This window comes from Wolbachia endosymbiont (group A) of Pipizella viduata, assembly GCF_964028555.1.
GTDB lineage: Bacteria > Pseudomonadota > Alphaproteobacteria > Rickettsiales > Anaplasmataceae > Wolbachia.
Genome location: NZ_OZ034787.1, coordinates 471,026 through 497,074 on the forward strand (window position 1 = coordinate 471,026; position 26,049 = coordinate 497,074).

Annotated in this window: 24 protein-coding genes, 1 tRNA gene and 1 pseudogene; 17 read left to right on the forward strand and 9 right to left on the reverse strand. The window is 36.0% G+C overall.

The features are described 5' to 3' along the window. Window positions 1-163: 163 nt before the first annotated feature. Genes ABWU50_RS02130 through ABWU50_RS02155 form a run of 6 tightly spaced genes read left to right on the forward strand, consistent with a single transcriptional unit; the run spans window position 164 to window position 4,746 of the window. Window positions 164-889: a F0F1 ATP synthase subunit A gene (locus ABWU50_RS02130; RefSeq protein ID WP_253309466.1), complete on the forward strand. Its 726-nt coding sequence runs from the start codon at window positions 164-166 to the stop codon at window positions 887-889. A 59-nt stretch (window positions 890-948) separates the two neighbouring features. Then, entirely contained in the window at window positions 949-1,176 is a 228-nt protein-coding gene (locus ABWU50_RS02135; RefSeq protein WP_250294934.1) for a F0F1 ATP synthase subunit C, read from the forward strand. A gap of 3 nt (window positions 1,177-1,179) precedes the next feature. After that, window positions 1,180-1,659 carry a hypothetical protein gene (locus ABWU50_RS02140; RefSeq protein WP_353276132.1) on the forward strand — a complete coding sequence of 160 codons (480 nt, stop codon included), beginning with the start codon at window positions 1,180-1,182 and terminating at the stop codon, window positions 1,657-1,659. Between the two features lie 8 nt (window positions 1,660-1,667). After that, window positions 1,668-2,144 (forward strand): hypothetical protein, encoded by a 477-nt coding sequence (locus ABWU50_RS02145; protein WP_064125097.1) that lies wholly within the window; start codon window positions 1,668-1,670, stop codon window positions 2,142-2,144. 14 nt (window positions 2,145-2,158) lie between these two features. Continuing rightward, a complete protein-coding gene (locus tag ABWU50_RS02150; protein WP_353276326.1) occupies window positions 2,159-3,766 on the forward strand; it encodes a glycosyltransferase family 2 protein in 1,608 nt (535 codons plus the stop codon). Further along, on the forward strand, window positions 3,715-4,746 hold the full coding sequence (locus ABWU50_RS02155; RefSeq protein WP_353276133.1) for a COX15/CtaA family protein: 1,032 nt from the start codon (window positions 3,715-3,717) through the stop codon (window positions 4,744-4,746). The genes ABWU50_RS02150 and ABWU50_RS02155 overlap by 52 nt, the downstream gene beginning before the upstream one ends. Here the strand turns inward: ABWU50_RS02155 and ABWU50_RS02160 are convergent. Continuing rightward, the gene (locus ABWU50_RS02160) at window positions 4,729-6,807 is read right to left on the reverse strand and encodes an acetyl-CoA carboxylase biotin carboxylase subunit (protein ID WP_353276134.1); all 2,079 of its coding nucleotides are present in this window, start codon (window positions 6,805-6,807) and stop codon (window positions 4,729-4,731) included. The two genes, ABWU50_RS02155 and ABWU50_RS02160, sit on opposite strands and share 18 nt — an antisense overlap. Before the next feature lie 80 nt (window positions 6,808-6,887). Further along, window positions 6,888-7,640: an ankyrin repeat domain-containing protein gene (locus ABWU50_RS02165; protein WP_353276135.1), complete on the reverse strand. Its 753-nt coding sequence runs from the start codon at window positions 7,638-7,640 to the stop codon at window positions 6,888-6,890. Window positions 7,641-7,789: 149 nt separating this feature from the next. On the opposite strand from ABWU50_RS02165, the gene gltX reads away from it, so the two are divergent. After that, window positions 7,790-9,220 carry a glutamate--tRNA ligase gene (gltX, locus tag ABWU50_RS02170; protein WP_353276136.1) on the forward strand — a complete coding sequence of 477 codons (1,431 nt, stop codon included), beginning with the start codon at window positions 7,790-7,792 and terminating at the stop codon, window positions 9,218-9,220. Window positions 9,221-9,773: 553 nt separating this feature from the next. Continuing rightward, window positions 9,774-9,908, forward strand: coding sequence for a hypothetical protein (locus ABWU50_RS02175; RefSeq protein WP_353276137.1), 135 nt, complete (start codon window positions 9,774-9,776; stop codon window positions 9,906-9,908). A 16-nt stretch (window positions 9,909-9,924) separates the two neighbouring features. Here the strand turns inward: ABWU50_RS02175 and purH are convergent, their stop codons facing one another. The 5 genes from purH to ABWU50_RS02200 form a co-directional block, all read right to left on the reverse strand. Next, window positions 9,925-11,436: a bifunctional phosphoribosylaminoimidazolecarboxamide formyltransferase/IMP cyclohydrolase gene (purH, locus tag ABWU50_RS02180; RefSeq protein ID WP_353276138.1), complete on the reverse strand. Its 1,512-nt coding sequence runs from the start codon at window positions 11,434-11,436 to the stop codon at window positions 9,925-9,927. A gap of 80 nt (window positions 11,437-11,516) precedes the next feature. After that, complete coding sequence (fmt, locus tag ABWU50_RS02185; protein WP_341822358.1) at window positions 11,517-12,416, reverse strand: methionyl-tRNA formyltransferase; 900 nt, start codon at window positions 12,414-12,416, stop codon at window positions 11,517-11,519. A gap of 19 nt (window positions 12,417-12,435) precedes the next feature. Continuing rightward, window positions 12,436-12,801 carry a 50S ribosomal protein L20 gene (gene rplT, locus ABWU50_RS02190; RefSeq protein WP_064125369.1) on the reverse strand — a complete coding sequence of 122 codons (366 nt, stop codon included), beginning with the start codon at window positions 12,799-12,801 and terminating at the stop codon, window positions 12,436-12,438. A gap of 20 nt (window positions 12,802-12,821) precedes the next feature. Continuing rightward, window positions 12,822-13,028, reverse strand: a complete 207-nt coding sequence (rpmI, locus tag ABWU50_RS02195) for a 50S ribosomal protein L35 (RefSeq protein ID WP_064125368.1) — start codon at window positions 13,026-13,028, stop codon at window positions 12,822-12,824. A 98-nt stretch (window positions 13,029-13,126) separates the two neighbouring features. Beyond that, window positions 13,127-13,570 (reverse strand): PAS domain-containing protein, encoded by a 444-nt coding sequence (locus ABWU50_RS02200; protein WP_253309455.1) that lies wholly within the window; start codon window positions 13,568-13,570, stop codon window positions 13,127-13,129. A 174-nt stretch (window positions 13,571-13,744) separates the two neighbouring features. Here ABWU50_RS02200 and alaS point away from each other — a divergent pair, with 174 nt between their 5' ends. Further along, window positions 13,745-16,444, forward strand: a complete 2,700-nt coding sequence (gene alaS / locus ABWU50_RS02205; RefSeq protein WP_353276139.1) for an alanine--tRNA ligase — start codon at window positions 13,745-13,747, stop codon at window positions 16,442-16,444. A 609-nt stretch (window positions 16,445-17,053) separates the two neighbouring features. Then, window positions 17,054-17,188 carry a hypothetical protein gene (locus tag ABWU50_RS02210; RefSeq protein WP_341814139.1) on the forward strand — a complete coding sequence of 45 codons (135 nt, stop codon included), beginning with the start codon at window positions 17,054-17,056 and terminating at the stop codon, window positions 17,186-17,188. 185 nt (window positions 17,189-17,373) lie between these two features. On the opposite strand, the gene gatA is transcribed toward ABWU50_RS02210, so the two are convergent. Next, a complete protein-coding gene (gene gatA / locus ABWU50_RS02215) occupies window positions 17,374-18,843 on the reverse strand; it encodes an Asp-tRNA(Asn)/Glu-tRNA(Gln) amidotransferase subunit GatA (protein ID WP_353276140.1) in 1,470 nt (489 codons plus the stop codon). 89 nt (window positions 18,844-18,932) lie between these two features. On the opposite strand from gatA, the pseudogene ABWU50_RS02220 reads away from it, so the two are divergent. The 3 genes and pseudogenes from ABWU50_RS02220 to gpmI all read left to right on the forward strand — a co-directional run. After that, window positions 18,933-19,248 (forward strand): annotated as a pseudogene (locus tag ABWU50_RS02220) (transposase); the annotation flags it as partial. A gap of 67 nt (window positions 19,249-19,315) precedes the next feature. Then, window positions 19,316-19,387: transfer RNA gene (locus ABWU50_RS02225), tRNA-Asn, on the forward strand. A gap of 33 nt (window positions 19,388-19,420) precedes the next feature. Next, a complete protein-coding gene (gene gpmI, locus ABWU50_RS02230; RefSeq protein WP_353276141.1) occupies window positions 19,421-20,995 on the forward strand; it encodes a 2,3-bisphosphoglycerate-independent phosphoglycerate mutase in 1,575 nt (524 codons plus the stop codon). A 31-nt stretch (window positions 20,996-21,026) separates the two neighbouring features. Here gpmI and fabD read toward each other — a convergent pair whose 3' ends face one another. Beyond that, a complete protein-coding gene (gene fabD, locus ABWU50_RS02235; protein ID WP_353276142.1) occupies window positions 21,027-22,007 on the reverse strand; it encodes an ACP S-malonyltransferase in 981 nt (326 codons plus the stop codon). Window positions 22,008-22,135: 128 nt separating this feature from the next. On the opposite strand from fabD, the gene rpmE reads away from it, so the two are divergent. The 4 genes from rpmE to ABWU50_RS02255 all read left to right on the forward strand — a co-directional run bounded on the left by rpmE (window position 22,136) and on the right by ABWU50_RS02255 (window position 25,830). Further along, the gene (gene rpmE, locus ABWU50_RS02240; RefSeq protein WP_353276143.1) at window positions 22,136-22,348 is read left to right on the forward strand and encodes a 50S ribosomal protein L31; all 213 of its coding nucleotides are present in this window, start codon (window positions 22,136-22,138) and stop codon (window positions 22,346-22,348) included. Between the two features lie 27 nt (window positions 22,349-22,375). Beyond that, window positions 22,376-23,170 (forward strand): NAD kinase, encoded by a 795-nt coding sequence (locus ABWU50_RS02245; protein ID WP_353276144.1) that lies wholly within the window; start codon window positions 22,376-22,378, stop codon window positions 23,168-23,170. Window positions 23,171-23,263: 93 nt separating this feature from the next. Beyond that, window positions 23,264-24,625, forward strand: coding sequence for a hypothetical protein (locus ABWU50_RS02250; RefSeq protein WP_353276145.1), 1,362 nt, complete (start codon window positions 23,264-23,266; stop codon window positions 24,623-24,625). Window positions 24,626-25,632: 1,007 nt separating this feature from the next. Next, a complete protein-coding gene (locus tag ABWU50_RS02255; RefSeq protein WP_155968442.1) occupies window positions 25,633-25,830 on the forward strand; it encodes a hypothetical protein in 198 nt (65 codons plus the stop codon). Window positions 25,831-26,049 lie beyond the last annotated feature (219 nt).

Genomic DNA, 26,049 nt, shown 5'->3' on the forward strand with positions numbered 1-26,049 from the left:
AATAAGATTAGTAAGTTTTAAAATACAGAGCTGACTGTAATTAACACTCTAATTACATATTTTGTTAATGTATCAATGTTATAATGATACAGGGCTTTATCTTAATTCTTGACTTTGTCCTATAAAATTCATACTTTATTTACTGTTTATAGTTCAGATTAAAATGGCATTAAATCCACTGGAACAGTTTAAAGTATATACAATAATAGAGTTACCTAGGTTATTTGGGTATGACGTAAGCTTTACCAATTCATCTCTTTTCATGATGATTTCGGTGATATTGGTGATACTCTTTTTGCTTTTTGGAATAAAGAAGGGGTCAGTAATACCAGGATATTTGCAAGCTGCAGTTGAATATGTATATGATTTTGTTGTTTCAATAATAGAAAGTAACACTGGAAGCAAAGGCTTGCAGCACATTCCATTGATATTTACAGTGTTTATTTTCATTTTATCATGTAATTTGGTTGGTGTTCTTCCTTATAGTTTCACGGTCACAAGTCATGTGATAGTCACCTTCGCTTTATCGATGGTGGTTTTTATTTATATAACGATTGTTGGATTTAAAGAAAGGGGAGTAGAATTTTTACGCATATTGCTACCAAAAGGAACTCCTTCGTGGCTTGCACCTATAATAATTATTATTAAGTTGTTTGCTTATTTAGTAAGGCCGATTAGCCTATCAATAAGGCTTGCAGCAAATATGATTGCGGGTCATACAATTATCAAAGTGATAGCAGGGTTTATTGTAAATATGAACATATTTCTCACTCCTGCGCCGTTTTTGTTCATAATTGCATTGATAGGGTTTGAAGTATTTGTTGCAGTTTTACAAGCTTATATATTTACTATATTAACATGTGTATATTTGTCAGATGCAGTAAAGTAATTGACTTCCTTGCAGAATATTTTACAATTATATTATAAAGAAATGTTTAAAGGTAATATATGGATTTAGTAGCTTTAAAATTTATAGCAATTGGTTTAGTTGCGTTTGGAATGCTCGGTGCTGGTTTAGGTATAGCTAATATCTTTTCTGCTATGCTGAATGGGATTGCGAGGAATCCTGAATCGGAAGGTAAAATGAAAACTTACGTTTATATTGGTGCTGCTATGGTTGAAATAATGGGATTGCTTGCGTTTTTACTTGCAGTATTATTAATATTTGTTGCTTAACACATGCCACAGCTTGATGTTTCAACCTTCTTTTCTCAAGTTTTTTGGTTTTTAATTTTTTTCTCTTCACTTTTTTTCTTAGTAAGTTGTTTATTTTTACCAAAGTTAGATGAAATAATAAGCACTAGAAGTAAAAAAGTATTGGATTCTTTTAATAGTTCTGTTCATCTTTTAAGACTCACGGAAGAGCAGATTGCCAAGTATAATGCCGCTTTAAACCAAGCTAGAATACAGGCAAAAAGGATCATAGATGATGCACTTGCTCAGGTAGAAGAAATGAGAGCTAATGTTAAGAATATATTAGAAGAGGAAGACAAAAAAAAGAGCAAGCTTATTGAAGAAAAAGTGGCAGAATTTAAATCTGAATATACTGATCAGTTAAAACAAATGGCTACTAGTATTGCTTTAATTTATTATACTAAATTGACCAATTCTGAAATTGAAGAGGAGTTTGTTGCTGACTTGGTGTCCAAAGAATTTTAGGGGTTTTTATGTCTACATCACTGATTATCGGTCTTGCCTTCTTGGTAAGTTTTGTCCTTTCGTATAAATTGCTAAAGAAAGTGATAAAAAATGCGCTTAACAATAAGCGTAACAAAAGCAAATTTTCAAGTGAAGAAACTGAAAAATTCAGGAAAGATATGTTGGAGTATTACAAAAAATCTTCTGAAAAATACAAAGAATTAGATGCAGAAGTTAATAAAATGATGAATGAAGCACTTGATAAAGCTAATAGTATCATTAAGCACAATAGACAGCAGCTAGATCAGACATTAGATGACAATGCCCATTCTAACTTGAAGAAAGTCACTGACCAAGTTGAAAAAGCTCTTGGAGACTTACAGGCTAACACAGCGAATATAGCTGCTGATGCTGTAAAAAAAATAATGCATGAACGTAAAGATGATAAGCGTAGTAGCGAGGTCATATCTTCATTTTCACGTGACTTAAATAAAAAATTGCATTAGGTTTAATGGAACAATTGCCTATACTTCAAGCTGATAATGTAGAAAAAATTAAGTTTGATTCTAGTTTATGCAAAGAGCAAGAGAAACTTTTTTACTATAAATTTAATATAATTCCTTGGCAAAAATTAAATGATACTACTTTTTTTATGGTGGAAGACACAAGCCGAGATATCAACCGTTGGGTCGAAGCTCATTACGGTATTGACTATGTATTAATAAAAGTGGATAGCGAACAGATTTTAAATCTTCTTAACTCGCACTTTGGTATTTCAGAATTTGCAAGCAACTACTTATATTACAAGAATGCTAATTTTTCAGCTAAAAGCATTAAACTAAGCTCAATATTTTTTGCTTCTTTCTTTGTTGTAACTTCAATTTTAACACTAACAGAGAAATATACATATTTTGCTTTGATGTTGATATTTATAATCGGATGTTCTAGTTATTTATTCAAGTTTATAGCTACAATTTTTAACTTATGTGAAACCTCCAACCAAAAAGTGGATTATAGTAAGCTGAATGAAGAAGATTTTCCTATATATACTATTTTATTGCCTGCTTTTAAAGAAAGTGCAGTGATAGAGCAATTGATCGAAAGCATTGAAAGTTTGGATTATCCAAAATCGAAATTAGATGTGAAGCTTCAGGTAGAAAGTGATGACCAGGAAACGCTAGCAGCTATAGAAAAGTACACTTTACCACAGTATTTTGAAGTAATAAAAGTGCCTCATTCTTTGCCTAGAACAAAAGCCAAGTCATGCAATTATGCTATGAGCTTTGCTAGAGGAAAGTATGCAGTAATATGTGATGCGGACGATAAACCAGACCCATTGCAGTTAAAAAAAGCACTGATTGAATTTAATAAGGGCGACGATAAGCTTGCCTGTGTACAGGCGAAATTAAATTACTATAATTGTGATTATAATTTTCTCACAAAATCCTTTTCTCTGGAGTATATGAACTGGTTTCAATACTTATTGCCTGGATTCCAAAAAATGAACATGCCAATGCCTTTGGGTGGTAGCAGTAATCATTTTTCAGTAAAAATTCTAAAAAAATTGTTTTTCTGGGATGCTTATAGTGTTACCGAAGATGCTGACCTTGGTTTGAGACTTGCGCAAATGGGATATAAAACCAGGATGATTGACTCAGAAACATTGGAAGAGTCACCAATTGCTGTATTTGCTTGGATTAAGCAAAGAGCGCGCTGGATCAAAGGCTATATGCAAACTTATATTGTTCATTTAAAAAATATAAAGTCTCTTTATAAACACACTGGATTTAAGGGAATTTTGCTATTGAATCTTTTTGTTGGCTCTGCAGCTTTTATATTTTTTACTACTCCATTTTTACTGCTTTCATTGATATTAACTAAAGTTTTAAATGAGTTATTTTTGTACTACTTTGTAGTGGTATACGTTACTAACCTGATTCTTTTGGTAATAGCTGTCAAACAGCAAAAGATGCCTTTTTATTTTTATATAGTATCGATATTTTTTCCGGTCTATAGTCTGCTACATAGTGTTGCAGCTTTTCTTGACTTATGGGAATTTATTCTTTACCCTGAGAGATGGAACAAAACTCAGCATGGTTTATGGAACAAAAGCAATCAAAACCTGTAGCTATTTGGCTTTTTCTCTGCTGTATTATGGTAATTCTCATGGTGGGGATTGGTGGATTTACCAGACTTTCAAAAGCAGGATTGTCAATCACGGAGTGGAAACCCATCACTGGAACATTGCCACCACTGAGTGGACAAGATTGGCTACAAGAAAAATTAAAATATGAAACTACACCTGAGTATAAAGCATTCAACTATGGTATGAGTATGGAGGAATTTCAGGCTATATACTTAATAGAATATGTACACAGATTGGTTGCAAGACTAACAGGTTTAGTTTTTGTCCTGCCATTTATATATTTTACATTAAGAAGAAAAATATCTAAAAAGGTAGTAATAAGGCTATTTATGGCATTATTATTTGGAGCTTTACAAGCTTTTGCTGGTTGGTATATGGTTAAAAGTGGTTTAGTAACTGAACCTCATGTTAGCCACTATAGGCTTGCACTTCACTTATTATTAGCATTAATTGTCTTTGCATTATTGTCATATCAATTTTTTGATTACCAAATCAGGCCAAAGCAAACTAAACTTAAGATTAGTAGTGAAACTATATACTACACAGGGATGATTTTGGCCCTAATTGTAATACAAATAATTTTCGGTGCGTTTGTTGCGGGATTAAATGCTGGTTTGATTTACAATACCTTTCCACTAATGGACGGACAAATCGTTCCAGAAGATTTATTTTTCTTACACCCTATATGGCTGAATATCTTTGAGAACAGAGCAACAGTGCAATTTATACATCGAGCACTGGCATTGCTAATACTAGCTTTGGTAGTAATACTCACAGTAAAAAATGCTAGCGTAAAACCGGTATATATTATGTTGCTCTCCGTTATCATTCAGATCATTTTGGGTGTAATTACTCTATTATTGCACATACCAATAGCCATTGCCATAGCTCATCAAGTGTTTTCATTTATCTTGTTTGGGTCAAGTTTATACTTCTTGTGTGATTTAAGAAAGCAGAGCTAATACTATATCACCAATCTGCACATTTTTTCCTTCTTGAACGAGAATATTTTTTATCACCATTGCTGCTTCAGCACATATGATATTTTCCATTTTCATTGCCTCCACCACAAATAAAGGTTGTCCTATTTCCACCTGATCTCCTATATTTACGTGCAACCTAACTAATAAGCCAGATATTGGGGATTTTACAGCATCTGCTGAAATCCCTTCTGTTTCATTATTTAGCATTAACCTACTTAATTCAGCTACATGAGGCTTAAATATACAACACTCAGCTTTCATGCCTGCATGTCTTATGAAGTATTTGCTGCCTTGTTTTTCTACTTTAAATGTTATATCAGCATCATCATTAATTGTAATATATAGTAACTTATGACTTGATTTCCACTTGCCTACTACAGAGTATGTATTGTGGTTATATACTGTTGTTAATATATTATCTTGATATCTTGCACTTACGGAGTACTCATTGTCATTTATATTCACTATGAATAAATCTCTTGCACGGTCACCTGCCATCCGAGTAGCTGATACTGGTGACCCTTCTTTTTTACTAGATTCCAGTGTCACGCACTGGAATGACACCTGAGGTGTTTCATTCACTGCTTTATGATGGTACCTTTCTTCATTTTCCAAATGAACATATAACGCAGTGAAAATAAATATTTTAATATACTCCTCTGTAACAAAATCGCCGTGAAACCCACTAGGGTAATGGTCTGGAATGAATCTCGTATGGAGCTTTGCTGCAATAAAATTTGGGTGATGGAAGATGGATTCTAGAAATTCTATATTATTTGTTACTCCTTCTATATAGCATTCAGACAATGCTTTTTGCATTCTACTGATCGCTTCTACTCTATCTTTTCCATATGTTATAACTTTTGCAATCATTGAGTCATAGAACGTGCTAATTTCTGAACCTGCAGCAACTCCATCATCTATTCTTACATAATCATTTTCATCTGGTTTATCGTAATATTTTATTCTTCCGCTGGAAGGGAAAAATTTCTTCGATGGGTCTTCAGCGCAAATTCTACTTTCTATTGCAGAACCAGTAAGTTTAATATCATCCTGATTGAATCTCAATTTCTCTCCACAGGAAGTTCTAATCATTTCTTCTACTATGTCTATTCCAGTTATAAATTCTGTTACTGGATGCTCAACTTGCAATCTCGTATTTACCTCAAGAAAATAGAAGTTTTGGTCTTTATCTACAACAAACTCAACAGTGCCTGCTGAAAAATAGCCAACTTGCTTTGCCAGAGAAACACATTGGACATACATTTTTTGTCTTACTTCTTCACTAATGAATGGACTTGGCGTTTCTTCCATTATTTTCTGGTTATTCCTTTGTATCGAGCATTCTCTTTCTCCAAGACACACTATATTGCCATATTTATCTGCTATGATTTGTATTTCAATATGTCTTGGTAGTTCTATATATTTCTCTATAAAGATACTGCCATCCTTAAAACTTTTCTCTGCTTCATTTGTTGCTGATGTGAACGCTAGTTCAATTTCTTTTTTGGAATTTACAATTCGCATTCCTTTGCCACCACCGCCTGATGCAGCTTTTAGCATAACTGGAAAACCAATCTCTTCAGCAACGATGGCTGCATGAGCGACATCTTTAATCTTGCCCATATATCCTGGTACTACATTTACTCCAGCCTTTCTTGCCTCTTCTTTTGCCGTTATTTTATTGGCTGTAACTTCTATTGTTTTTGCACTTGGCCCGATGAAATCTATGTTGTGTTTTTGCAGAGCACGTGGAAAATCTGGATTTTCCGCTAAAAACCCATAACCAGGATGAACTGCCTGTGCACCTGTTTCGACTGCTACCTCGCATATTTTTTCGATGTTTAAGTAACTAAGGCAAGAAGGCGAAGGGCCAATATACCTCGACTCATCTGCTTGCCTTACATGCACAGAATTTATATCCGCATCCGAATATACGCATACACAAGATATACCCATCTTATGGGCAGTTCTGATAATTCTGCAGGCAATCTCCCCTCTGTTTGCTATTAAAATCTTACTGTACTTCTTTTCTGTCATCGTATAAATATACTTTCTTAAGAATCACTCTTAAGAAAGTACATTCCTATATAATTGCCTGCAAGTAATTTCTAGCTTCATCAAACACCCAAACCTTCTCCTGCAAGTTGTACATTAGTTTCCACTAAAGTGCTTTCGTTATGCAAGGCATGTATCTCGTTACATGCCTTAACTGACAGGTATGTGACTCCGCCAGAAGCTATTGCAACCATCGAGCTTAGTGCAAAAGTCTGAGAAGATAGATACAGAAAATATAAAGATAAACACAAGGCAGCAATACACGCTATAGCCCCTACTATATATAAACACAGGTGAAACTTCTGATTACATATAAAGCTGTCTTTTATGTCTGCGATTTGCTTAATTTCTTTCTGTTGTGCAGCATCTAAGTAATAAAGAGGAGTTTCCCTTTTCTTATTAAAAGCATGGTCTTTACTGCAGAGCGCATCTTTAATATATTTTTTATTACATTTGAGTTCCTCTTTCAATCTGCTTACTTCTTTCCGATCTCCAGCTTCTTCTGCTTTTGTAATTTTGTTATCAGCTTCCGTCTCTAAGTAATGCACAATCTCTTTTACTGCAGGCAGCAAAATCCCACTCCTTGCTGCTTCATGAAATGGATTATTTCCGTCTTCGTTACGCGCAGTTACGAGAGCAATGTTCTTCTTGCAAATGTCTACAAATTTATCTTTATTTTTTATTTTTGCAGCTAGATGTAAGAGATTATCTACTCTCACTATTTGTTTTGTTTTATCATATGGACCAACATAACAGTAACTAACATTAGCTTCATTATCTGAAAGCAATTTTGCTATATCTACAAGTCCATCCATAACTCACCTCGCTATATTCAACCAATAATAAATTATACAACATAACTTATGAAAAACAAGTAAATCTTATCTCTCAGAATAAATAAATTCTACATTGTTACAAACGTGGATTTTGGGTATCATAGCCTATACTTTACTGTAATAATAACATGCCAGACGTAGTCACGAGATTCGCTCCATCGCCAACAGGGTTTTTGCACATTGGAGGGGCTCGTACTGCTTTATTTAATTGGCTCTACGCGAGGCACCATGGTGGTAGGTTTTTGCTAAGGATTGAGGACACCGACAGAAAACGTTTAACACAAGAAGCAATTGATGCAATTATAGAAGGGCTGAAATGGCTTGGAATAAACTATGATGGAGAAATAATATATCAATCGAGAAGAATAGCTAGACATATTGAAGTTGCAAATCTTTTAGTTGAAAAGGGTAGGGCGTATCACTGTTATTGCCCTGAAGATGAAGTTGCAGAAAAGAAAATAAAAGCAAGAGAAGAGGGCAAGATATACAAGTATAAATGTACTACAAAACCTCCTTCTTGTCATCCCAGTGCTCGACACTGGGATCCAGAAAAAAATATGTGGTCACGCGCTGGAATGACATCGGGTGTGAGGTCAGTTATCCGTTTCAAAGTGCCAGACTCGCAAGAGATCGTCATTGATGATAAAATATACGGCCAAATCAAAGTAAGTAGCGAGCAGCTTGATGATATAGTGATCTTACGCTCTGATAACACTCCAACATATATTTTTGCCGTAGTGGTTGACGATCATGATGCTGGAATAACTGATGTAATACGTGGCTCTGACCATCTCACTAATACCTTTAAACAGATGCTAATATACCAGGCTCTTGATTTTGACATTCCACGCTTTGCACACGTACCGCTTATCCATGGGGAAGATGGGAATAAGCTATCCAAAAGGCACGGTGCCACAAGCGTTTGCGATTATGAAAAGATGGGAATATTGCCAAAAGCGATGCGTAATTACTTGCTGAGACTTGGCTGGAGTCACGGCAACGATGAGATTATTAGCGATGAGCAAGCAATAGAGTGGTTTAATTTAGAAAGTATTGGTCGTTCACCTGCACGGCTCGATTTCAAAAAACTGGAGCATTTGAATAACCACTATATTAGTAATATGAGCAATGAAGATATTCTGACTCTAATGCTTAGAGAAAATACTCTAACTGACAAAAAAAAGGGCTATTTACTGCAGGGACTGACAGAGCTGAAAGAAAGAGCAAACTACCTGACCGAATTATTGGATTTAGCAAAATTTTATATTCAAGATCCGCCACTTGATTTAAGTGAAGAAGCTTGTCAAATTGTCAAATCTAACCTCAATATAATTAAGTTACTCGCATCATTTCTGTCAAAGATCGGTGATGAAAATTGGAATAAGGGTTTTTTATCTTCTCAGATCAAGGAATGTGCAAAATCACATGATATGAAAATAAGCAGTGTATACCACTCATTACGTGCCCCTATAACTGGAGTAATGGATGCACCTGGAATCATCGATATCATGGTGATTCTTGGTAAAGACGAGTGTATAAGAAGGTTACAAGCAATTTAAATGAAATAAGAAAATTCCTTGACAAACTCCGCCAGCCCCCTTACTATGAAAATAAGGGTATTTATGACTCAAAACTTGTTTTTGACCTGCAGGCTCAATGACAAAATTCAGTAAAAAACTCAGGGTATTTATTGGCGGATTACATAAAATTATAGCGGCTGCATGTCTTTTTTATTTTTTCTACATTCAGCCAAATCGCGCTTATTTTAAGCGTTAGCACATTATTACAGCGCCAGTTTAAATTATTATAGGGTCAAAACTCGCACCACGGGGCTTCTTTTGCCTTTTTTTTCGTTTGGTAAATTTCTTAAGGTTTGTAGCTAAAGCAATTTAAGGGACCGAAAATGGTGTTATTCCAGCGCGTGACGCTGGAATCTAGTCTTTATTATGCAGCCACTTATTTAAAGTTAAGTTTCCTGGATCCAAGTAGTCAAGCTACTCGGATGACACCTTGACAATCGTCATCCCGCTACTTGTTAGCGGGATCTATGTGAGATACCGTGAATAAATCACGGTATGACGTAGAAGCTATACTTTTATACTCACCAGCTCAGTGTCCAATCTGGATCCAAGTAGTCAGGGCACTGGGATGAAAGGGGAAGGAGGCTACTTGAATGACATCCTACCTTGTGGACTCAAATCACAACGTTCGTACAGTTATGGTGGTATGATATGGAAAAATCTCTAGCCATAAGACACAAAGCCTAATGGAAAAAACTGCGAACGCCAGTGAAAAACATAGCAATTTTATTTTCATTTGCAGCTTTTATCACATCTTGATCTTTCAGCGAGCCACCAGGCTGAATTATAGCTGTAATTCCATGTTTTGCACTTTCTACTATGCTATCTGGGAATGGAAAAAATGCATCTGAAGCAAGCACTGCACCTTTACATTTTTCACCTGCTTTTTTTACTGCAATGTTCACACTATCTATTCTGCTTGTTTGCCCTGCACCGATGCCAATAGCACAACCATCTTTTGCTATAACTATTGCGTTGGATTTCACATGTTTACATATTTTCCAGGCAAAAATAAGATCTTCCTTTTCTTTTTCTGTTGTAGTGCATTCTGTTACTTGTTCTGCTTTTATTGTGTGGTCATTATTTTCTTGCACCAAAAACCCACCAACAACATTTTTAGTTTGGTATTTCACATTTTGTTGGAAAGATTTATGAATAATCACTCTTAAATTTTTCTTTCTTTGCAAAATTTTTAGTGCTTCATTGCTGACTGAAGGTGCTATCACTACTTCCAAAAATATCTCGTTTAATTTTTCTGCTAGCTTTAAATCTATCTCCCGATTTAAAACTACTATACCACCAAAACTGCTTACTTCATCACACGATAGGGCCTTTTCATATGCCTCCAAAGCATTATCACTAACAGCAGTGCCACATGGGTTATTGTGCTTTATTATCACTGCTGCAGGCTCTTTAAACTCAGAAATTATGTTAAGTGCGGACTCTATATCTACTATATTATTATAACTCAACTCTTTCCCATGTATTTTTTCTAGCGGATATTTGGTAAATTGATTACTATAAAATGCAGCTTTTTGATGGGGATTTTCACCATACCTGAGTTCTTGTACTTTATGTCCATATAGTGCAAAAAACTCTGGCAACTCATTATTTTTACTCTGGGATAAAAACCAACTGTGAATATTAGAATCATAATGTGCAGTGAGAGCAAATGCTTTGGTTGCTAAATGTTTTCTATATTCCAATGTTGTTTCATTGTTATTTTTTATCATCTCAGCTTTTAGTGCTTCATAGTCTTGAATGCTAGAAATAACTGAAGTAAAACAAAAGTTTTTTGCTGCAGCTCTAATTAACGCCACTCCGCCGATATCAATTTGTTCTATAATTTGATCTTCATTTGAGCCGCTACTTACTGTCTCCCAAAATGGGTATAGGTTAGTTATAAGCAGGTCTATTGGCTCAACACCTAGATTTTGCATTTCCGTTTTGTGCTTTTCTCTATTGCAAAGTATTCCTCCATGAATTTTAGGGTGTAAAGTTTTTACTCTACCACCCAGTATCTCTGGAAATTGTGTGTAATCTGAGACCTCTTGTGTTTTTATTCCGGCATCAGATAGTGCTTTATAAGTATTTCCCGTTGAGAGAATTTCTATTTGTTGCTGCATTAAAAACGATGCAAGATCAATTATATTCGTTTTGTCGTATACTGATATTAAAGCTCTTTTTATTTTCATTTTTGTACGGAAAGTTTTTTAAGATTATATCTAAGAAAAGGAAATTTAGCTATTGTATTTCTACACTAATTTAAAGCAGTCTATTCTATAAATTTTTTTACCATGCTTGATTTCAAGCCACGAATAAAATCTTCAATACTGCAAGGATTTCTCCCTTCCATTTGTACAACTTTAGGAATTAAAGTGCCACCTTTTAAACTTATGTGCATATTATCGTTAACAATCTTACCTTGTTCTGAAGCGAGAGCTTCAAAGTCAGCATCAAGTATCCTGATACGTTTATTCTCTATCTTGATGAACGCTTTTGGGTAAAACGCTTTAACCTTTCTATAAGCAACCTCACAAGCATCACTTGCATAAATTTTATAGTCTTCCACTTTGTCAGCGTAACATGCATCATTATCGTTCTGTTTTAAGGGAACCTGTTTTTCAATTTCGTTTAGCACTTTCAGCAGTAAATCACTGCCTAATTCAGACAATTTATCATGCAATGTCTTGTAGTTATCGTTCTTTTCGATAAGAAATTTTTCCTGTTTTAAAATAGGGCCGGAATCTAATCCTTCATCCAATTGCATAATGCTAACCCCGGTTTCTTGATCTCCGGCTAAAATTGTGTGCTGTATCGGAGCTGCACCACGCCACCTTGGTAGTAATGAAGGATGAATATTAATACAACCATATTTAGGAATATTCAAAATTTTTCTTGGAAGTATCAATCCATACGCAGCAACAACTGCAACGTCTGGTTTGAAATTTCTAAATTTTTCTTGCTCTGCCAAAAACTTTAGAGAGATAGGAGTACATACCTCTATGTTACTTTCTTCAGCGATAACATGTACTGGAGATTTCGTTGGCTTCTGTCCACGTCCTGAAGGTTTTGGAGCCTTGGTGTATACTGCTACCACTTCGCTCTTTGATTTCAGTAACAAGCTCAGAGAATTAACAGCAAATCCTGGTGATCCCATGAAAATAATTCTCATGCTTTCAAGTGTTTTTGCTTTAAGAATTCTCCGCTAATTTACCACTTACAGCTTCTACTAATTTGGCAAAATCATCCTTATAATTAACGGCCATCTCAGCAAGAATTTTTCTATTTAAATCAATGCCGGCAAGTGTAAGACCATGCATAAACCTACCATAAGTAAGCCCATGCTCTCTTGCTGCTGCATTAATACGTATTATCCATAAGCTACGAAAATCACGTTTACGGGTTCTTCTGTCTCTGTAAGCATATTGCAGTGCTTTTTCAACTCTTTGTAATGCAATTCTATAACAGCTTTTTGCACGTCCTCTATAACCCTTTGCCAGTTTCAATATTTTTTTATGACGAGCGTGAGTAGTGACTCCACGTTTTACCCGAGCCATTTTATTTTACCTCCATTTTGTTAAATACCATAAGGCATATAAAGCTTAACTATACGCGAGTCAGATTTACCAAGAATCGTTGTACCGCGCTGATTACGAATATTAGATTTACTTCTCTTTACCATGCCATGCCTTTTGCCTGACTGAGTAGAAATGACTTTACCCTTAGCTGTAAGGTGAAAGCGCTTTTTAACAGAAGATTTGGTTTTTAATTTTATTCTCTTCATATTCCAAATAAATTTACAAACACTACTATTGAGTTCTTTAATAGTAATTAAGCATTAGTATAAATAATTTTATTAAAGAATCAAATTAAAATTGTATATTAAAGGAGTTTAAAAGTAATTACGCCCAATATGTGTGTTATACCTTCTTTATTCCCAAGTGGCAACAATACTTGCCTCATTTTAACACTTTCACTTTCTTCCTCTTCATTGATTGGGCATTTACTCTCTATTACAGCATCAAGTTTATCAATAACTGCATCTATTTTATATAGTCGCAAAAATGGTGCATCAATTGCATACTTATTATCAATGCGCGTCTTTTTCTCAAAACCATAGAATTCAACAGCCTTTTCTCCTGCATTTTCACAAATATAACCTTGATCCTTGACTTCAATGATAAAACAATGCTGCCATGACTCCATTATTTCTGCAGTGTCTATTTCGTGCCTTTCTGGCCAATCTCTGTCTGGTCCTTTTATGTCACTCCAGTGCTCAGTTACCACATTTGCTATTCTTTTTTCTTTGCCTACATAAATTTCCATTCCAATTTCCACATATAAAACACAGATATGAGGTAAATTTATCGTGAATATATTGATTTTTCCTTACCACAAGGTGCATATCACTAGAAGTTCTGAGATCTAGAGAGTGGTGGTATTGTAATTGATTTTATTTCCATTGCAGCTTATTATTCATGAATAATCTCAATAAAAATAATGAAGTTAAGTGAGATCAGAGAAAGATTTATAAAATTTTTTTTAAGTAATGACCACGAGCAGGTTTCTTCTTCTCCTTTGATTCCAGAACATGACCCAACGCTCATGTTCACAAATGCTGGTATGGTGCAGTTTAAAAATATTTTTACTGGTGCTCAAAAAACTGAAATGAAACGTGCTGTCTCAAGTCAAAAGTGCCTAAGAGCAGGCGGTAAACACAACGATCTTGAAAATGTTGGCTATACAACTCGGCATCACACATTTTTTGAAATGCTCGGAAATTTTAGCTTCGGTGATTACTTTAAGGAAACTGCGATAGAATTTGCGTGGAAATTTATCACTAAGGAGTTATCTCTTGATAAAAACAGACTATCCATAACCGTCTACCATACTGATGATGAGGCGTACGAGATTTGGCGTAAGATAAGTGGCTTTTCAAGTGATAAAATCATAAGAATTACAACGGATGATAACTTTTGGAGTATGGGAAGCACTGGTCCATGCGGTCCATGTTCTGAAATTTTTTATGACCATGGGAGTCCTAATTTACAAGATGACGATAGAATTGTTGAAATCTGGAATCTGGTATTCATGGAGTTTAACAAAGATGAAGAAGGTAATTTACACAAATTGCCAAAAAAATGCATCGATACTGGAATGGGTCTTGAGAGAATAGCTACTGTAATGCAAAATGTCCATGATAACTATGATATTGATCTATTTTCTGCTCTGATCAATAAATCTCAAGAGTACTGTGGAAGAACGGAAAATAAAATAGCGCATAAGATCGTAGCAGATCATCTTCGCGCGGCTGCATTTCTCATCGCAGAAGGAGTGCTTCCTGGAAATGAGTCCAGGAATTACGTATTACGCAGATTAATTAGGAGAGCCGCGCGTTATATCCACCTGCTTGGATATAATGATTCTCTACTCCATCGCATTTTTCCGGCGCTGATAGATAGCACGAGTTCGGCTTATATGGGAGATGTTTATCCTGAATTAGTCAGAGCCAAAAGCTTAATAGAAACGACGTTAAAATCAGAGGAAGAAAACTTTAAAGACACTTTGATGAAAGGTATCAATCTTCTGGAGAAATTCACTACAGATTTAAAATCGGGCGATACTTTACCTGGAGAATCAGCATTTAAGCTATATGACACCTATGGGTTTCCTTTGGATATTACACTTGATGTTTTAAAAGAGAAAAAAATAAATTTTGACCAGAAGGGTTTTGATGATGCAATGGGAGAACAAAAAGAGAGAGCACGTGCTAAATGGGCTGGATCTGGTGAAAAATCTGTTGAGCAAGTATGGTTTGATTTGATCAATAAATTTGGCAAAACAAAATTTGTTGGTTATGAGTTCAATGAAGTAAGTGATGCGAAAATACTAGCTATAGTTTCCTCTAAAAATGAAGTAATTGATTCTGCAAAGGAGGGAGAAAAGATAACCATTATACTTGATAAAACACCTTTTTATGGCGAGTCAGGTGGACAGGTGGGGGATACTGGAAGTTTCATTGTCCCTTCTGTCATCCAAGTAGCGGACACTAGGATCCAGAAAGAAGAAAACACGTGGTCACGCGCTGGAATGACGACAGATCGCATTGCTGGAAGTATGGTTATAGTGGAAAATACCAATAAGATTAATGACCTATGTTTGCACAGATGCATAGTTAAATTCGGCTCAATTTATAAAGGTGATGTAGTTACAGCAAGCATCGAAAAGGAAAGAAGGCAACCCTTAAGAAGAAATCATTCGGCTACGCATCTTCTGCACTTTGCATTGAGGAAAATCTTGGGTGATCATGTCACTCAAAAAGGTTCCCTAGTTGCACCAGATAGACTGAGATTCGACTTCAGCCATAACACTCAAGTGACTCAAGATCAGTTATTCTGGGTAGAGGATATGGTAAACTCTCTAATCAGAGAAAATCTTTCTGCATCTACAAAAATTCAAAGCATGAATCAGGCAATAGACGAAGGAGCCATGGCGTTGTTTGGTGAAAAATATGGTGATCAGGTTAGAGTTGTAAATATTGGAGATTCGAAAGAGCTATGTGGTGGCACGCACGTTGAACATACTGGAGAAATTGGTTTATTTAAGATAGTAACAGAAAGTTCTGTTGCTTTTGGAGTGAGGAGAATTGAAGCTTTAACTGGTCAGGAAGCAATCAATTATGTACGTGATAATGAAATTAACTTAAAAAAAGTTGCAGAATTCGTAAAAGTGCCAGTAAGTGAAATAACAAGCAGATTAAGTGTTTTAAGTCAAGAACACAAAAAATCCGAAACCAAAATAAGAAACCTATATAAAAAGCTTGTGAGTGCAGAGAATATAAAAAGCATTGAAATAAATGGAATAAATTTTATAAGCCACACTTTCACTGATATTCCAGCAAATGTAATAAGAGAGTTTGTTTTGCAGCAACAAAAACCAAAAACGGTAATAGCTTTCACGGCAACAGAAAAAGATAAAACAGTCTTGATTATTAAAGTAAGTAAAGACTTAATCAATAAGATTAGCGCAAAAGAACTAATATCAATAGCAGTTGAAAAGAACTGTGGTGGGAATGCTGAACTTGCACAAACAGGCTGTGATAGCAATAAAATAGATAATGCTATTACAGCCATTTATAGCAAAATAACTGCTTCTAAGCACTCTACATCATACCGCCGCGGTATCTCTAGATCCCGCTAACACGTAGCGGGATGACGAGATGCTGCCGCGAACCGTCATACCGCCGCAGACCGTCATACCGCGATTCATTCGCGGTATCTCATCCGCTAACACGTAGCGGGATGGCAGCAGTCCTACGTCATGCCGCCGCGAACCGTCATACCGCCACAGACCGTCATACCGCGATTCATTCGCAGTATCTCATCCGCTAACACGTAGCGGGATGACAGCAGTCCTACGTCATGCCGCCGCGAACCGTCATACTGCCGCAGATCGTCATACCGCGATTCATTCGCGGTATCTCTTAGCATAGATCCCGCTAACAAGCAGCGGGATGACGGTTGTCATAGTGTCATGAAAGTAGCTGACACTGGTTTCTATCCAAGAGGGTGTCATCCGAGTAGCTTGACTACTTGGATCCAGAAAACTTAACTTTAAATAAGTGGCTGCATAATAAAGACTAGATTCCAGCGTCACGTGCACAACTTTACGAACGTTGTGATTTTGGCCCATCAGGAGGGTATCATCCCAGTGCTTGACACTGGGATCCAGGAATTTTAATTGTAAGTAAGCATACTGAGTTGATAAGTATAAAAGTAGCTAGAAAATAAACATTTTTGATGAGATTATATGGAAAACTGGATTCCAGTGTCAAGCACTGGAATGACAAGAAGAGGGTACTTGGATAAGAGGCATTGCCCTTCTGGTAGGCCCAAATCACAATGTTCGTACAGTTATGCGTTATGCGCTGGAATGACAACGTAAGGTAAATTTTTCAACATCTAAAAATTACAGAATTTAGTCTGTTTAATTAAGTGTGAACTGTTACACGAAAATTTTGTAAACAGATTAATATGCCCTGTTTTTGCTATTCATCTAAAAATGGAGCCATAGAGTACGTTGATGAGCATAAGCAAATTTTAATGCAAAAATTACTATCAGAAAATAGATTATGCAAGAGGTCTAATTATTCTGCCGCAATTTTGCTCTATCACACTTGCCACATTTAATATTCCAGCTTCGTCATAATAATTTCCAATCACTTGCAAGGCAAGTGGTAAACCCTCATTGGAAAGCCCAACAGGAACAGAAATAGCAGGCAATCCTGCAAGGCTTGCTGGCACGGTAAACACATCATTGATGCACATAATTAGCGGATCTGGCTTTTCATTTAAGCCAAAAGCTTCTGTTGGAGCAGATGGCACAAGTATGTAATCTATTTTTTCAAACGCTTTTATAAAATCATTTCTGATTAATGCTCTAATGCACTGCGCTTTTTCGTAATATTCATTATAATGACCTGAAGAAAGCGCATAAGCGCCAATTAAAATTCTTCTTTTCACCTCTTTACCAAAACCTTCTGCTCTTGTTAGTGAATACATTTCTTCAAGGGTATCAGCATCAACCCTTAATCCATAACGCACACCATCGTAACGAGCAAGATTGGATGAAGTTTCAGCAGAACAGATTAAATAATAGACCGGTATTGCATATTTAGTATGTGGCAGAGTAATGTCAACAACTTCAGCGCCATTTTCTTTTAAATAGGAAGCAACTCTTTCCCAATTATGAACTATTTCCTCTGAAATTCCATCCATCCTATATTCTTTTGGTATACCAATACACTTATCCTTGACATCACCATTTATAAAGCTAGAAAATTTAGGCACTGGCTTTTCGCTCGATATTGAATCTTTTTTATCATAGCCACAAATTGCTTCCAGCATTAATGCTGAATCAGAGACAGAACGAGTAATGACTCCTGCTTGATCCAGAGAACTCGCAAATGCAATCATACCAAAACGCGAGCATCTTCCATAAGTTGGCTTTATTCCAACTACTCCACAATAAGCTGCTGGTTGGCGTACAGATCCACCGGTGTCGCTTCCTAACGCTCCAGCGCATAAAAATCCAGCAACCGATGCTGCAGATCCACCAGATGATCCACCAGGAACAACTTTTTCCCCATCACTTTTTCTAATCCACACATTTTCAACAGGGCCAAAATAGCTGTTTGTGTTCGCAGAACCCATAGCAAATTCATCCATATTAAGCTTACCGAGCATGGCTGCTCCACTTTTTAAAAGCAAGTCAGACACCGTAGACTCGTAAGTCGGAACGAAATTTTCCAGCATTTTTGAGCATGCTGTTGTTTTTATTCCTTTTGTACAGAATAGATCTTTGATGCCAACTGGTATACCCATGAGCGGCGAGATTAAATCATCCTTTTGCCTAGAGAAATGTTCATCTGCAGCTTTAGCAGCTTTCATTGCTATCTCTGGGGTTTTTGTTATAAATGCATTTAATTTCTCATTTTCAACCGCACTGATGTGCGCCTCCACGAGTTCAACAGAGGAAAAACTCCTTTTTTTGAGCCCGTCATGCATTTGTGTAATACTTAACTTTTTTAGTTCATTCATCAATATTTAATTTTTAGCAAGACATTAATTATAACATGGCACGATAAAAAATCCATACATTTATAGTTACAGCTAGAAATATAGCTAAGAACCTGTACATAATTGATGCTCAGAGTGTGAAGAACGCAGATACTGCTGAAGAAAAAGGCTATGACGCTGGTAAAAAAATCTCAGGGCCATATCGCAGTTGATACTCAAGATTTACCACATGCAATTTATGTAACAACTGCAGGAACAACTGACTGCAGCAGTGCTGTGAGAATGGTCAACAATGCAAAAGAAAACCTTTCTGGAGTTAAAAATATACTGGTTGATGCGGGCTATACAGGAGAGAATTTTGCAACTCAAATAAAAGATATTATTGGTGCAACTGTTGAAGTAATAAAGCGAAGTGAGTTTGAACAGGCTCTTACAAAGTATACAAAAAACGTTTACAATCAACGTTCAACGTGATAAATTAAAGACGGTTTATTCCTCGGTAGCTCAGTGGTAGAGCAGTTGGCTGTTAACCAATTGGTCGCTGGTTCGAATCCGGCCCGGGGAGCTCTTCTCTGTGAAATTCTAGTGTTAATCTTATATGGGCATTAAATCAGTTGTTTTATGTATACTAGATGGCTGGGGAAATGTAGTAGAAAGCAGTAAATATAATGCTATTAGCAACGTAAATCCACCCTGTTGGCAATATATTAGCTCTAATTATCCAAAATGCAGTTTGTCCGCCTGTGGAACTGATGTTGGGTTACCTGGTGGTCAAATAGGTAATTCAGAAGTTGGCCATATGAATATTGGCAGTGGTAGAGTAGTAATGCAAAGCCTTCAGCGCATTAATCAAGAGATTGGAACAATAGAAAACAATGTAAATCTACAAAGTTTTATTAGTAATCTAAAAAGTAAGAACGGAGTATGCCATATAATGGGATTAGTGTCAGATGGAGGTGTTCATTCGCATCAAAAGCATATTTCGACTTTAGCAAATAAAATATCACAGCATGGAATCAAAGTGGTGATACATGCATTTTTAGATGGCAGAGACACATTACCAAATTCAGGAAAAAAATGCATTCAAGAATTTATAAAGAGTATAAAGGGAAATGACATAAGAATTGCTACTGTTTCTGGGCGTTACTATGCTATGGACCGTGATAACAGGTGGGAGAGAACAATTGAAGCTTATGAGGCTATCGCATTTGCAAAGGCACCTCGTCATGATAATGCAGTATCGTTGATTGATGAAAATTATCAAAATAACATAACTGATGAGTTTGTCAGGCCCGCAGTAATAGGTGACTATCAAGGTATAAAACCAGAAGATGGAGTGCTGTTGGCTAACTTTCGTGCTGATCGAATGATACAATTAGCAAGTATTTTACTAAACCAATCAGGTGTCATTCCAGCGCGTGACGCTGGAATCTATGGTCAAACTACTCGTACGACAGAAGGTCGTAAACGAAAACCATTTTCTTCAATTCTAAGTATGATGAAGTATAAAGAAGATCTTAAAATTCCTTATATTTTTCCTCCTATATCTTTTGCTAACACTTTAGGACAAACAATAGAAGACAATAAATTGCAACAATTACGCATCGCCGAAACCGAAAAATACGCTCATGTGACTTTCTTTTTCAATTGTGGAAAAGAAGAACCTTTCTCTGGTGAAGAAAGAATACTCATTCCCTCACCAAAAGTTCAAACTTATGATTTGCAGCCCGAAATGTCAGCCTTCAAGCTCACAGAAAAGCTTGTAGAAAAAATTCACTCCCAAGAATTTGCACTGATAGTTGTAAATTACGCTAATCCTGATATGGTAGGGCATACAGGTAATATAAAAGCAGCCGAGAAAGCTGTGCTAGCTGTAGATGATTGTCTTGCGAAAGTGCTGAGTGCTGTTAAAAAGTCAAGCAACACTGCATTAATTGTTACTGCAGACCATGGTAATGTGGAATGTATGTTCGATGAAGAAAATAATACACCTCATACAGCGCACACTCTAAATAAAGTGCCATTTATTGTGTCTTGCGATAATCTAAAACTAAGAGACGGAAGGTTATCTGATATTGCCCCTACTATTTTACAGCTACTTGGAATTAAGAAACCGGATGAAATGACAGGCAGTTCGTTGATTTCTTGCATTACCCTCTGTCATTCCAGCTAGGCAGCGTCATGCGCTGGCAAATAGATGTGTTTTAACTTAACCCAACTTTTAAATTTTTCGCTGTTAGTACTAATGATTCATTAAAGAAGCTGTCTATATCACCAATATTACCTATACTTTTTGTACTGATAGATTGGTCAATTCTTTTAACTAGATTAGATAAAACTTTATTAGGGCCAATTTCAACAAATTTGTTAATGCCACGGCTTGCCATATACAAAACCATTTCTCTCCATTTCACTCTGCTTATGACTTGTTTAGCAAGTAAAGCTTTTATAACTTTGGGATCACTCTCCTCTTTAGCTGTAACATTTGATATCAAAGGAACTATAGGACGGTTTATTTTAATACCCTCCAAAAATTCCAAAACTTTTTCATCAGCAGGTTTCATAAGAGATGAGTGAAAAGGTCCACTAACCTGTAACTTAACTAATCTCTTGATGTTCAAGTTCTTGAGCAAATCGGGTAATATTTCAAGACCCTCTCTAGTACCACTTATAACCACTTGTCCGCCACCGTTATCGTTTGCAATTTCACAAATTCCGTCAATTTGAACTGATTTCAATATATCTTCCACTTCATTTATCTCTGCTCCAAGCAATGCAACCATTCCCCCTTCACATTTCAAAGAAGCTTCATGCATTGCTTCGCTGCGAACTTTCAGCAGCTTGATTGCAGACTCAAGAGTCAATGCCCCTGCAGCACATAGCGCTGTATATTCACCGACTGAATGCCCACAAACATATTTAACATTATGACCAGAAAAAAGAGATTCACCAAACACATGCTCGATAACACGTAGCGTCGCGATTGACACTGCCATTATAGCTGGCTGAGCGTTTTCTGTAATGGTTAATTCTTCAATAGGACCGTTGAAGATTAAATGAGACAGCTTTCTACCCAATATGCTATCCACTTCATTAAATACTTGTCTTGCAACGGAAAACTCACTATATAAGCTCTTTCCCATTTCTACAAACTGAGAGCCCTGACCAGGGAAAGCGAAAATCATGATAACTATTATTTATTCCTTATTAAATATACTACTTTATTTATTTTTTGTCAATATTTTAGAATAATGATTGACTTAGTGAATTAAGTTCACTAGAATATTAGCTGACTAAAAGTTTATAAGCAACAATGGCAGAAATTGATTATCATAAGGTTACTATAGTCATGACAGATGGTCAAGAGTTTAAAACTCGTTCCACTTATGGAAAGGAAGGTGATAAGATAAAACTTGATAGGGATCCTCTCACTCACCCTGCATGGACTGGAAGTTTGACAAGCGGGTCAGCAAGTAAAACTAGCAAATTAGCTAAGTTTAACGATAAATATGGGGATATTTTCTAGTTTTTCGCTTCTTTTTCAGAGTGAAGCATGCATAAATACAAAAATATAGGCTATATCGCTTCTGAGTCACCAAAATCGCAGGAAGTATCTAAACTATTAAAGAAACTTAATTTTATCAATATAACAGAAGAAAATAAGTTCGAAATCGATCTATTGATAGTTGTTGGCGGTGATGGCTTTATGCTACGCACCTTGCATAATTACGTTATAGAAAACAAAAACACACACGTATACGGAGTAAACACTGGCAATGTTGGGTTTTTGATGAATAAATGCTTTAGCCGCAGTGAAGATTTAATTGATCATATAGAGCACGCAACTTCAACTCAGTTAACTTTACTAAAAATGGAAGCAACAGACACAAGTGGCAAGAAATACAACTATATAGCGGTAAACGAAGTGTATGTTTTTAGGAAAGCAAACCAAATAGTAGAGATGAATATTACTATTAATGATAAACTAAAAGTAGAAAAATTTAGAGGGGATGGAGTAATATTATCTACTCCCACAGGCAGCACTGCATATAACTTCTCTGCCGGTGGCCCAATCTTGCCACTAAATTCAAACTTACTTGCACTGACCTCCATCAATAGCTATTACCCAAGGCATTGGAATGGAGCACTAATCTCAAATGATACGATCGTACAAATTGACATTAACGACACAAAAAACCGTCCAGCGCTTGTAGTATCAGATTACAAAGAGTTTCATAATATATCACAGATAAAAATACAAAAAGACCATGAGAACACAATCACTCTGCTTTTTGACAAAGATGACTCACTCAATGAAAGGATCTTTGATAGACAATTCCTATATTAAGCTTTTCTAGAGTTATCCATAAACTGGTATTTACTATATCTTAATAACTATAGCGTAATTAACCAGCATAGTAATTAATTTTGGAGGATAAATATGCCAGGAACACAAGATCAAGATACAGTAAAAATGCTTTCTTATATACCAATAGGTGAAGATGGCAAAAAAGCTCCATCATCGCCTGGAGAAGGAGAAAATCCTATCTCAAGTGTAATGAATGCAGCACCACTGATTCCGCCAAAAAATCAAGCTTTACTTAGTCCTAATACTACAGGATCAGAAGAACATGCCTATGCAGAGTTGAATTTACCTCTTTCAGAAGAATCAGTCCACGGTGGATCAGGAGAACCTATTTATGCAGTTATAAATCCGAGTAATAAAACTCCCAAAGAGAGTTGTGATAGTGGAATAAGCTATGGAATGAAAAGATCAGTTTCACAAGGAACGGAATTTAGTGACCCTTGGGATAGGGAAAAAAGTGAGAAAGATATGTTAGAAAAATTCAATAATAGTTTAACTCCTTCTCTACTTGAAAGTGATGATACCGATAGTGAAATGGATTCAGAAATTCCTTTAATCAGCCCAAGCAAGAAAACAAACAGATTCTTGCCAAGGGCAAAATATGCTATGCAGCAGAAGGGTTTTGTAATTTTTGGTGCAAGTGCTATTATACTCAGCACATCTGCAGCTTTAGTATATTTACAAGATAAAGCAAAATTTATTGCATTTTTTACAAACAGCCCAAAATATATCACTATACCAGTTATCGCACTTGCTGCGTTGCTTGCAATTAGTCCAATATTTTTTGCAATAAAACAGTTTAGAAATACTGAAGAACATTCCATTCAAAAAGAAGATGCGAATGAAATTTTAGCTGATGTGTTGGAGCATCAGCCAAAAAATAAAGCTATAAAATCTGTAAGACTGGAATATAGCAATGGCACTCATTCAAATTTTGTACTTAATGCTTGGGAAGCTAAAAACAACTTCATTAACATTGACGAAAAAGTAGTTGGTAGAACTAATAAAATAGAATCAGTAATTAACAATAGGCCACTATTTACTGCATTACTGACCGGTGTAGTTGCTGCAAATATAGCACTTCCTTTATTGCTGTATGCGGAAGGTGGTGTTAATAATATACAAAAATTTTACCAAAACCCTTTGACTAATAACATAGGATTATCATTACTTATAGGTTCTGGTATACTTGCATTATCAATTATATGTCTTGGCGTGCATTATTATAGAAAAACAAATTGCACTAACCTTATATATTCTCAGGAAAAGATTGACACTGAAAGCGTTAACAAGAAATTCATTGAAGAAATAAAACAAGAAAGAACAGAGGTTCTTGGAGAAAACCACAGTAAAGACGCTAAACGCAGCAGCTTAACGCTTGAGCAAGTTGTAGTCCAATCTCATAATTGTAAGGATGTTGTTTATAGTGTCGGTTAATAAAATGCATGATATAGCTAGTGCAACTCTACGTCATACCTCCGCAGAATAATTAACCGTCATACCGCCGCGGTATCTCAGCCGCTAACAAGAGATCCCGCTAACACGTAGCGGGATGACGAATATACCGCCGCGGTATCTCTTAGCCGCTAACAAGTAGCGGGATACTTAACCATCATCTACACCGTCATACCGCGATTCATTCGCGGTATCTCGCTAACACGTAGCGGGATGACAGCAGTCCTACATCATATCGTCACGGTATCTCTTGGCATAGATCCCGCTAACAAGCAGCGGGATGACGGTTGTCGTTTAGCTACAAACGTTAAGAAATTTACTAAACGAAAAAAAAGGCAAAAGAAGCCCTAGTCATTGTCTATTTTCAGTATTGGCGTTTTTTAAGCCTTAAACACTGCAATTTAGCTGCTTTTAAATGCAACTAACCTTAGTTTAAATGTTTAAGAAATTTACCAAGCAGAAAAAAAGGCAAAAGAAACCCCGTGGTAATTAGTGTTCACTCTCTAATCCTGCAAATTGGCGTACTATACTGTCTTAAACGACTTATAAGCGCGTTTCAGCTTATGTAGGTAAAAACCCAGAAATGTTGTGAAGACATAAGGTGCACATAGTGCAAAAAATTAAAAATAAGACGCCAACTACGTTGTTTTTTTGCTGTTTAATCTGCACAGATGAAGATAACTGAATACCTTCAGTTTCATGATATGTATAACAATGTTACAAAAAATAATATCATAGAATTCAATAGGATAATTCCTAGAAAACCCCTACATACTAAAAAAAGCAAAATGCTGTTAAAATGAGCTTAAGAATAAATAGCAAACATCTAACATAACAATTCTATTTGTAAATCAGGTGAGACTTATCCTATAGAAAGCTTTCGAACTACGCAAGCGTATCTTTTGCCTTTAGTATTTCTTTAAACCTGCTGCAAAAGAGTAGGAATGGTTATAAAATAGGGAGGTATAGCAAGAGAATAGAGAGGGAAGATGAGCTTAAACTACCATAATCTAAAAGAACATCCGAGAAATTTTCGAGATGTAACAGGTTTGAAAATAGAAGAATTCGAAAAGGTTGTAGAAAAAGTGCGCCCAGAGTGGGAAAAAGTTCAAGAACAGAAGAAATGCCATGGAAGAACGTCAAGATTGCCTGTATTGGAAGATAAAATACTCTGTATAATTCTATAGACCTGCTGCAAAAGAGGAGATATTTAAAGAGAGATGTAGCAAGAGGGAATGAGCTTAAATTATCAAATTAACGTTATTCTACTTTACCTCACTAGCATTTTCCTTACCTTGAGCCTTACTATTACTCACAAATATAAACGTTCGTTACATAGCTCTTAATATGTCTACAGAGACGAAATTTCCCGAATTATTTATAATGGACCCTTACGATCACATTCT

Bases quoted from the DNA above. Each gene is read 5' to 3' on its own strand.
- ABWU50_RS02130 (WP_253309466.1), top strand. From the start codon at position 164: ATGGCATTAAATCCACTGGAACAGTTTAAAGTATATACAATAATAGAG.
- ABWU50_RS02135 (WP_250294934.1), top strand. From the start codon at position 949: ATGGATTTAGTAGCTTTAAAATTTATAGCAATTGGTTTAGTTGCGTTT.
- ABWU50_RS02140 (WP_353276132.1), top strand. From the start codon at position 1,180: ATGCCACAGCTTGATGTTTCAACCTTCTTTTCTCAAGTTTTTTGGTTT.
- ABWU50_RS02145 (WP_064125097.1), top strand. From the start codon at position 1,668: ATGTCTACATCACTGATTATCGGTCTTGCCTTCTTGGTAAGTTTTGTC.
- ABWU50_RS02155 (WP_353276133.1), top strand. From the start codon at position 3,715: ATGGAACAAAACTCAGCATGGTTTATGGAACAAAAGCAATCAAAACCT.
- ABWU50_RS02160 (WP_353276134.1), bottom strand. From the start codon at position 6,807: ATGACAGAAAAGAAGTACAGTAAGATTTTAATAGCAAACAGAGGGGAG.
- ABWU50_RS02165 (WP_353276135.1), bottom strand. From the start codon at position 7,640: ATGGATGGACTTGTAGATATAGCAAAATTGCTTTCAGATAATGAAGCT.
- gltX (WP_353276136.1), top strand. From the start codon at position 7,790: ATGCCAGACGTAGTCACGAGATTCGCTCCATCGCCAACAGGGTTTTTG.
- purH (WP_353276138.1), bottom strand. From the start codon at position 11,436: ATGAAAATAAAAAGAGCTTTAATATCAGTATACGACAAAACGAATATA.
- fmt (WP_341822358.1), bottom strand. From the start codon at position 12,416: ATGAGAATTATTTTCATGGGATCACCAGGATTTGCTGTTAATTCTCTG.
- rplT (WP_064125369.1), bottom strand. From the start codon at position 12,801: ATGGCTCGGGTAAAACGTGGAGTCACTACTCACGCTCGTCATAAAAAA.
- rpmI (WP_064125368.1), bottom strand. From the start codon at position 13,028: ATGAAGAGAATAAAATTAAAAACCAAATCTTCTGTTAAAAAGCGCTTT.
- ABWU50_RS02200 (WP_253309455.1), bottom strand. From the start codon at position 13,570: ATGGAAATTTATGTAGGCAAAGAAAAAAGAATAGCAAATGTGGTAACT.
- alaS (WP_353276139.1), top strand. From the start codon at position 13,745: ATGAAGTTAAGTGAGATCAGAGAAAGATTTATAAAATTTTTTTTAAGT.
- ABWU50_RS02210 (WP_341814139.1), top strand. From the start codon at position 17,054: ATGGAAAACTGGATTCCAGTGTCAAGCACTGGAATGACAAGAAGAGGG.
- gatA (WP_353276140.1), bottom strand. From the start codon at position 18,843: ATGAATGAACTAAAAAAGTTAAGTATTACACAAATGCATGACGGGCTC.
- gpmI (WP_353276141.1), top strand. From the start codon at position 19,421: ATGGGCATTAAATCAGTTGTTTTATGTATACTAGATGGCTGGGGAAAT.
- fabD (WP_353276142.1), bottom strand. From the start codon at position 22,007: ATGATTTTCGCTTTCCCTGGTCAGGGCTCTCAGTTTGTAGAAATGGGA.
- rpmE (WP_353276143.1), top strand. From the start codon at position 22,136: ATGGCAGAAATTGATTATCATAAGGTTACTATAGTCATGACAGATGGT.
- ABWU50_RS02245 (WP_353276144.1), top strand. From the start codon at position 22,376: ATGCATAAATACAAAAATATAGGCTATATCGCTTCTGAGTCACCAAAA.
- ABWU50_RS02250 (WP_353276145.1), top strand. From the start codon at position 23,264: ATGCCAGGAACACAAGATCAAGATACAGTAAAAATGCTTTCTTATATA.
- ABWU50_RS02255 (WP_155968442.1), top strand. From the start codon at position 25,633: ATGAGCTTAAACTACCATAATCTAAAAGAACATCCGAGAAATTTTCGA.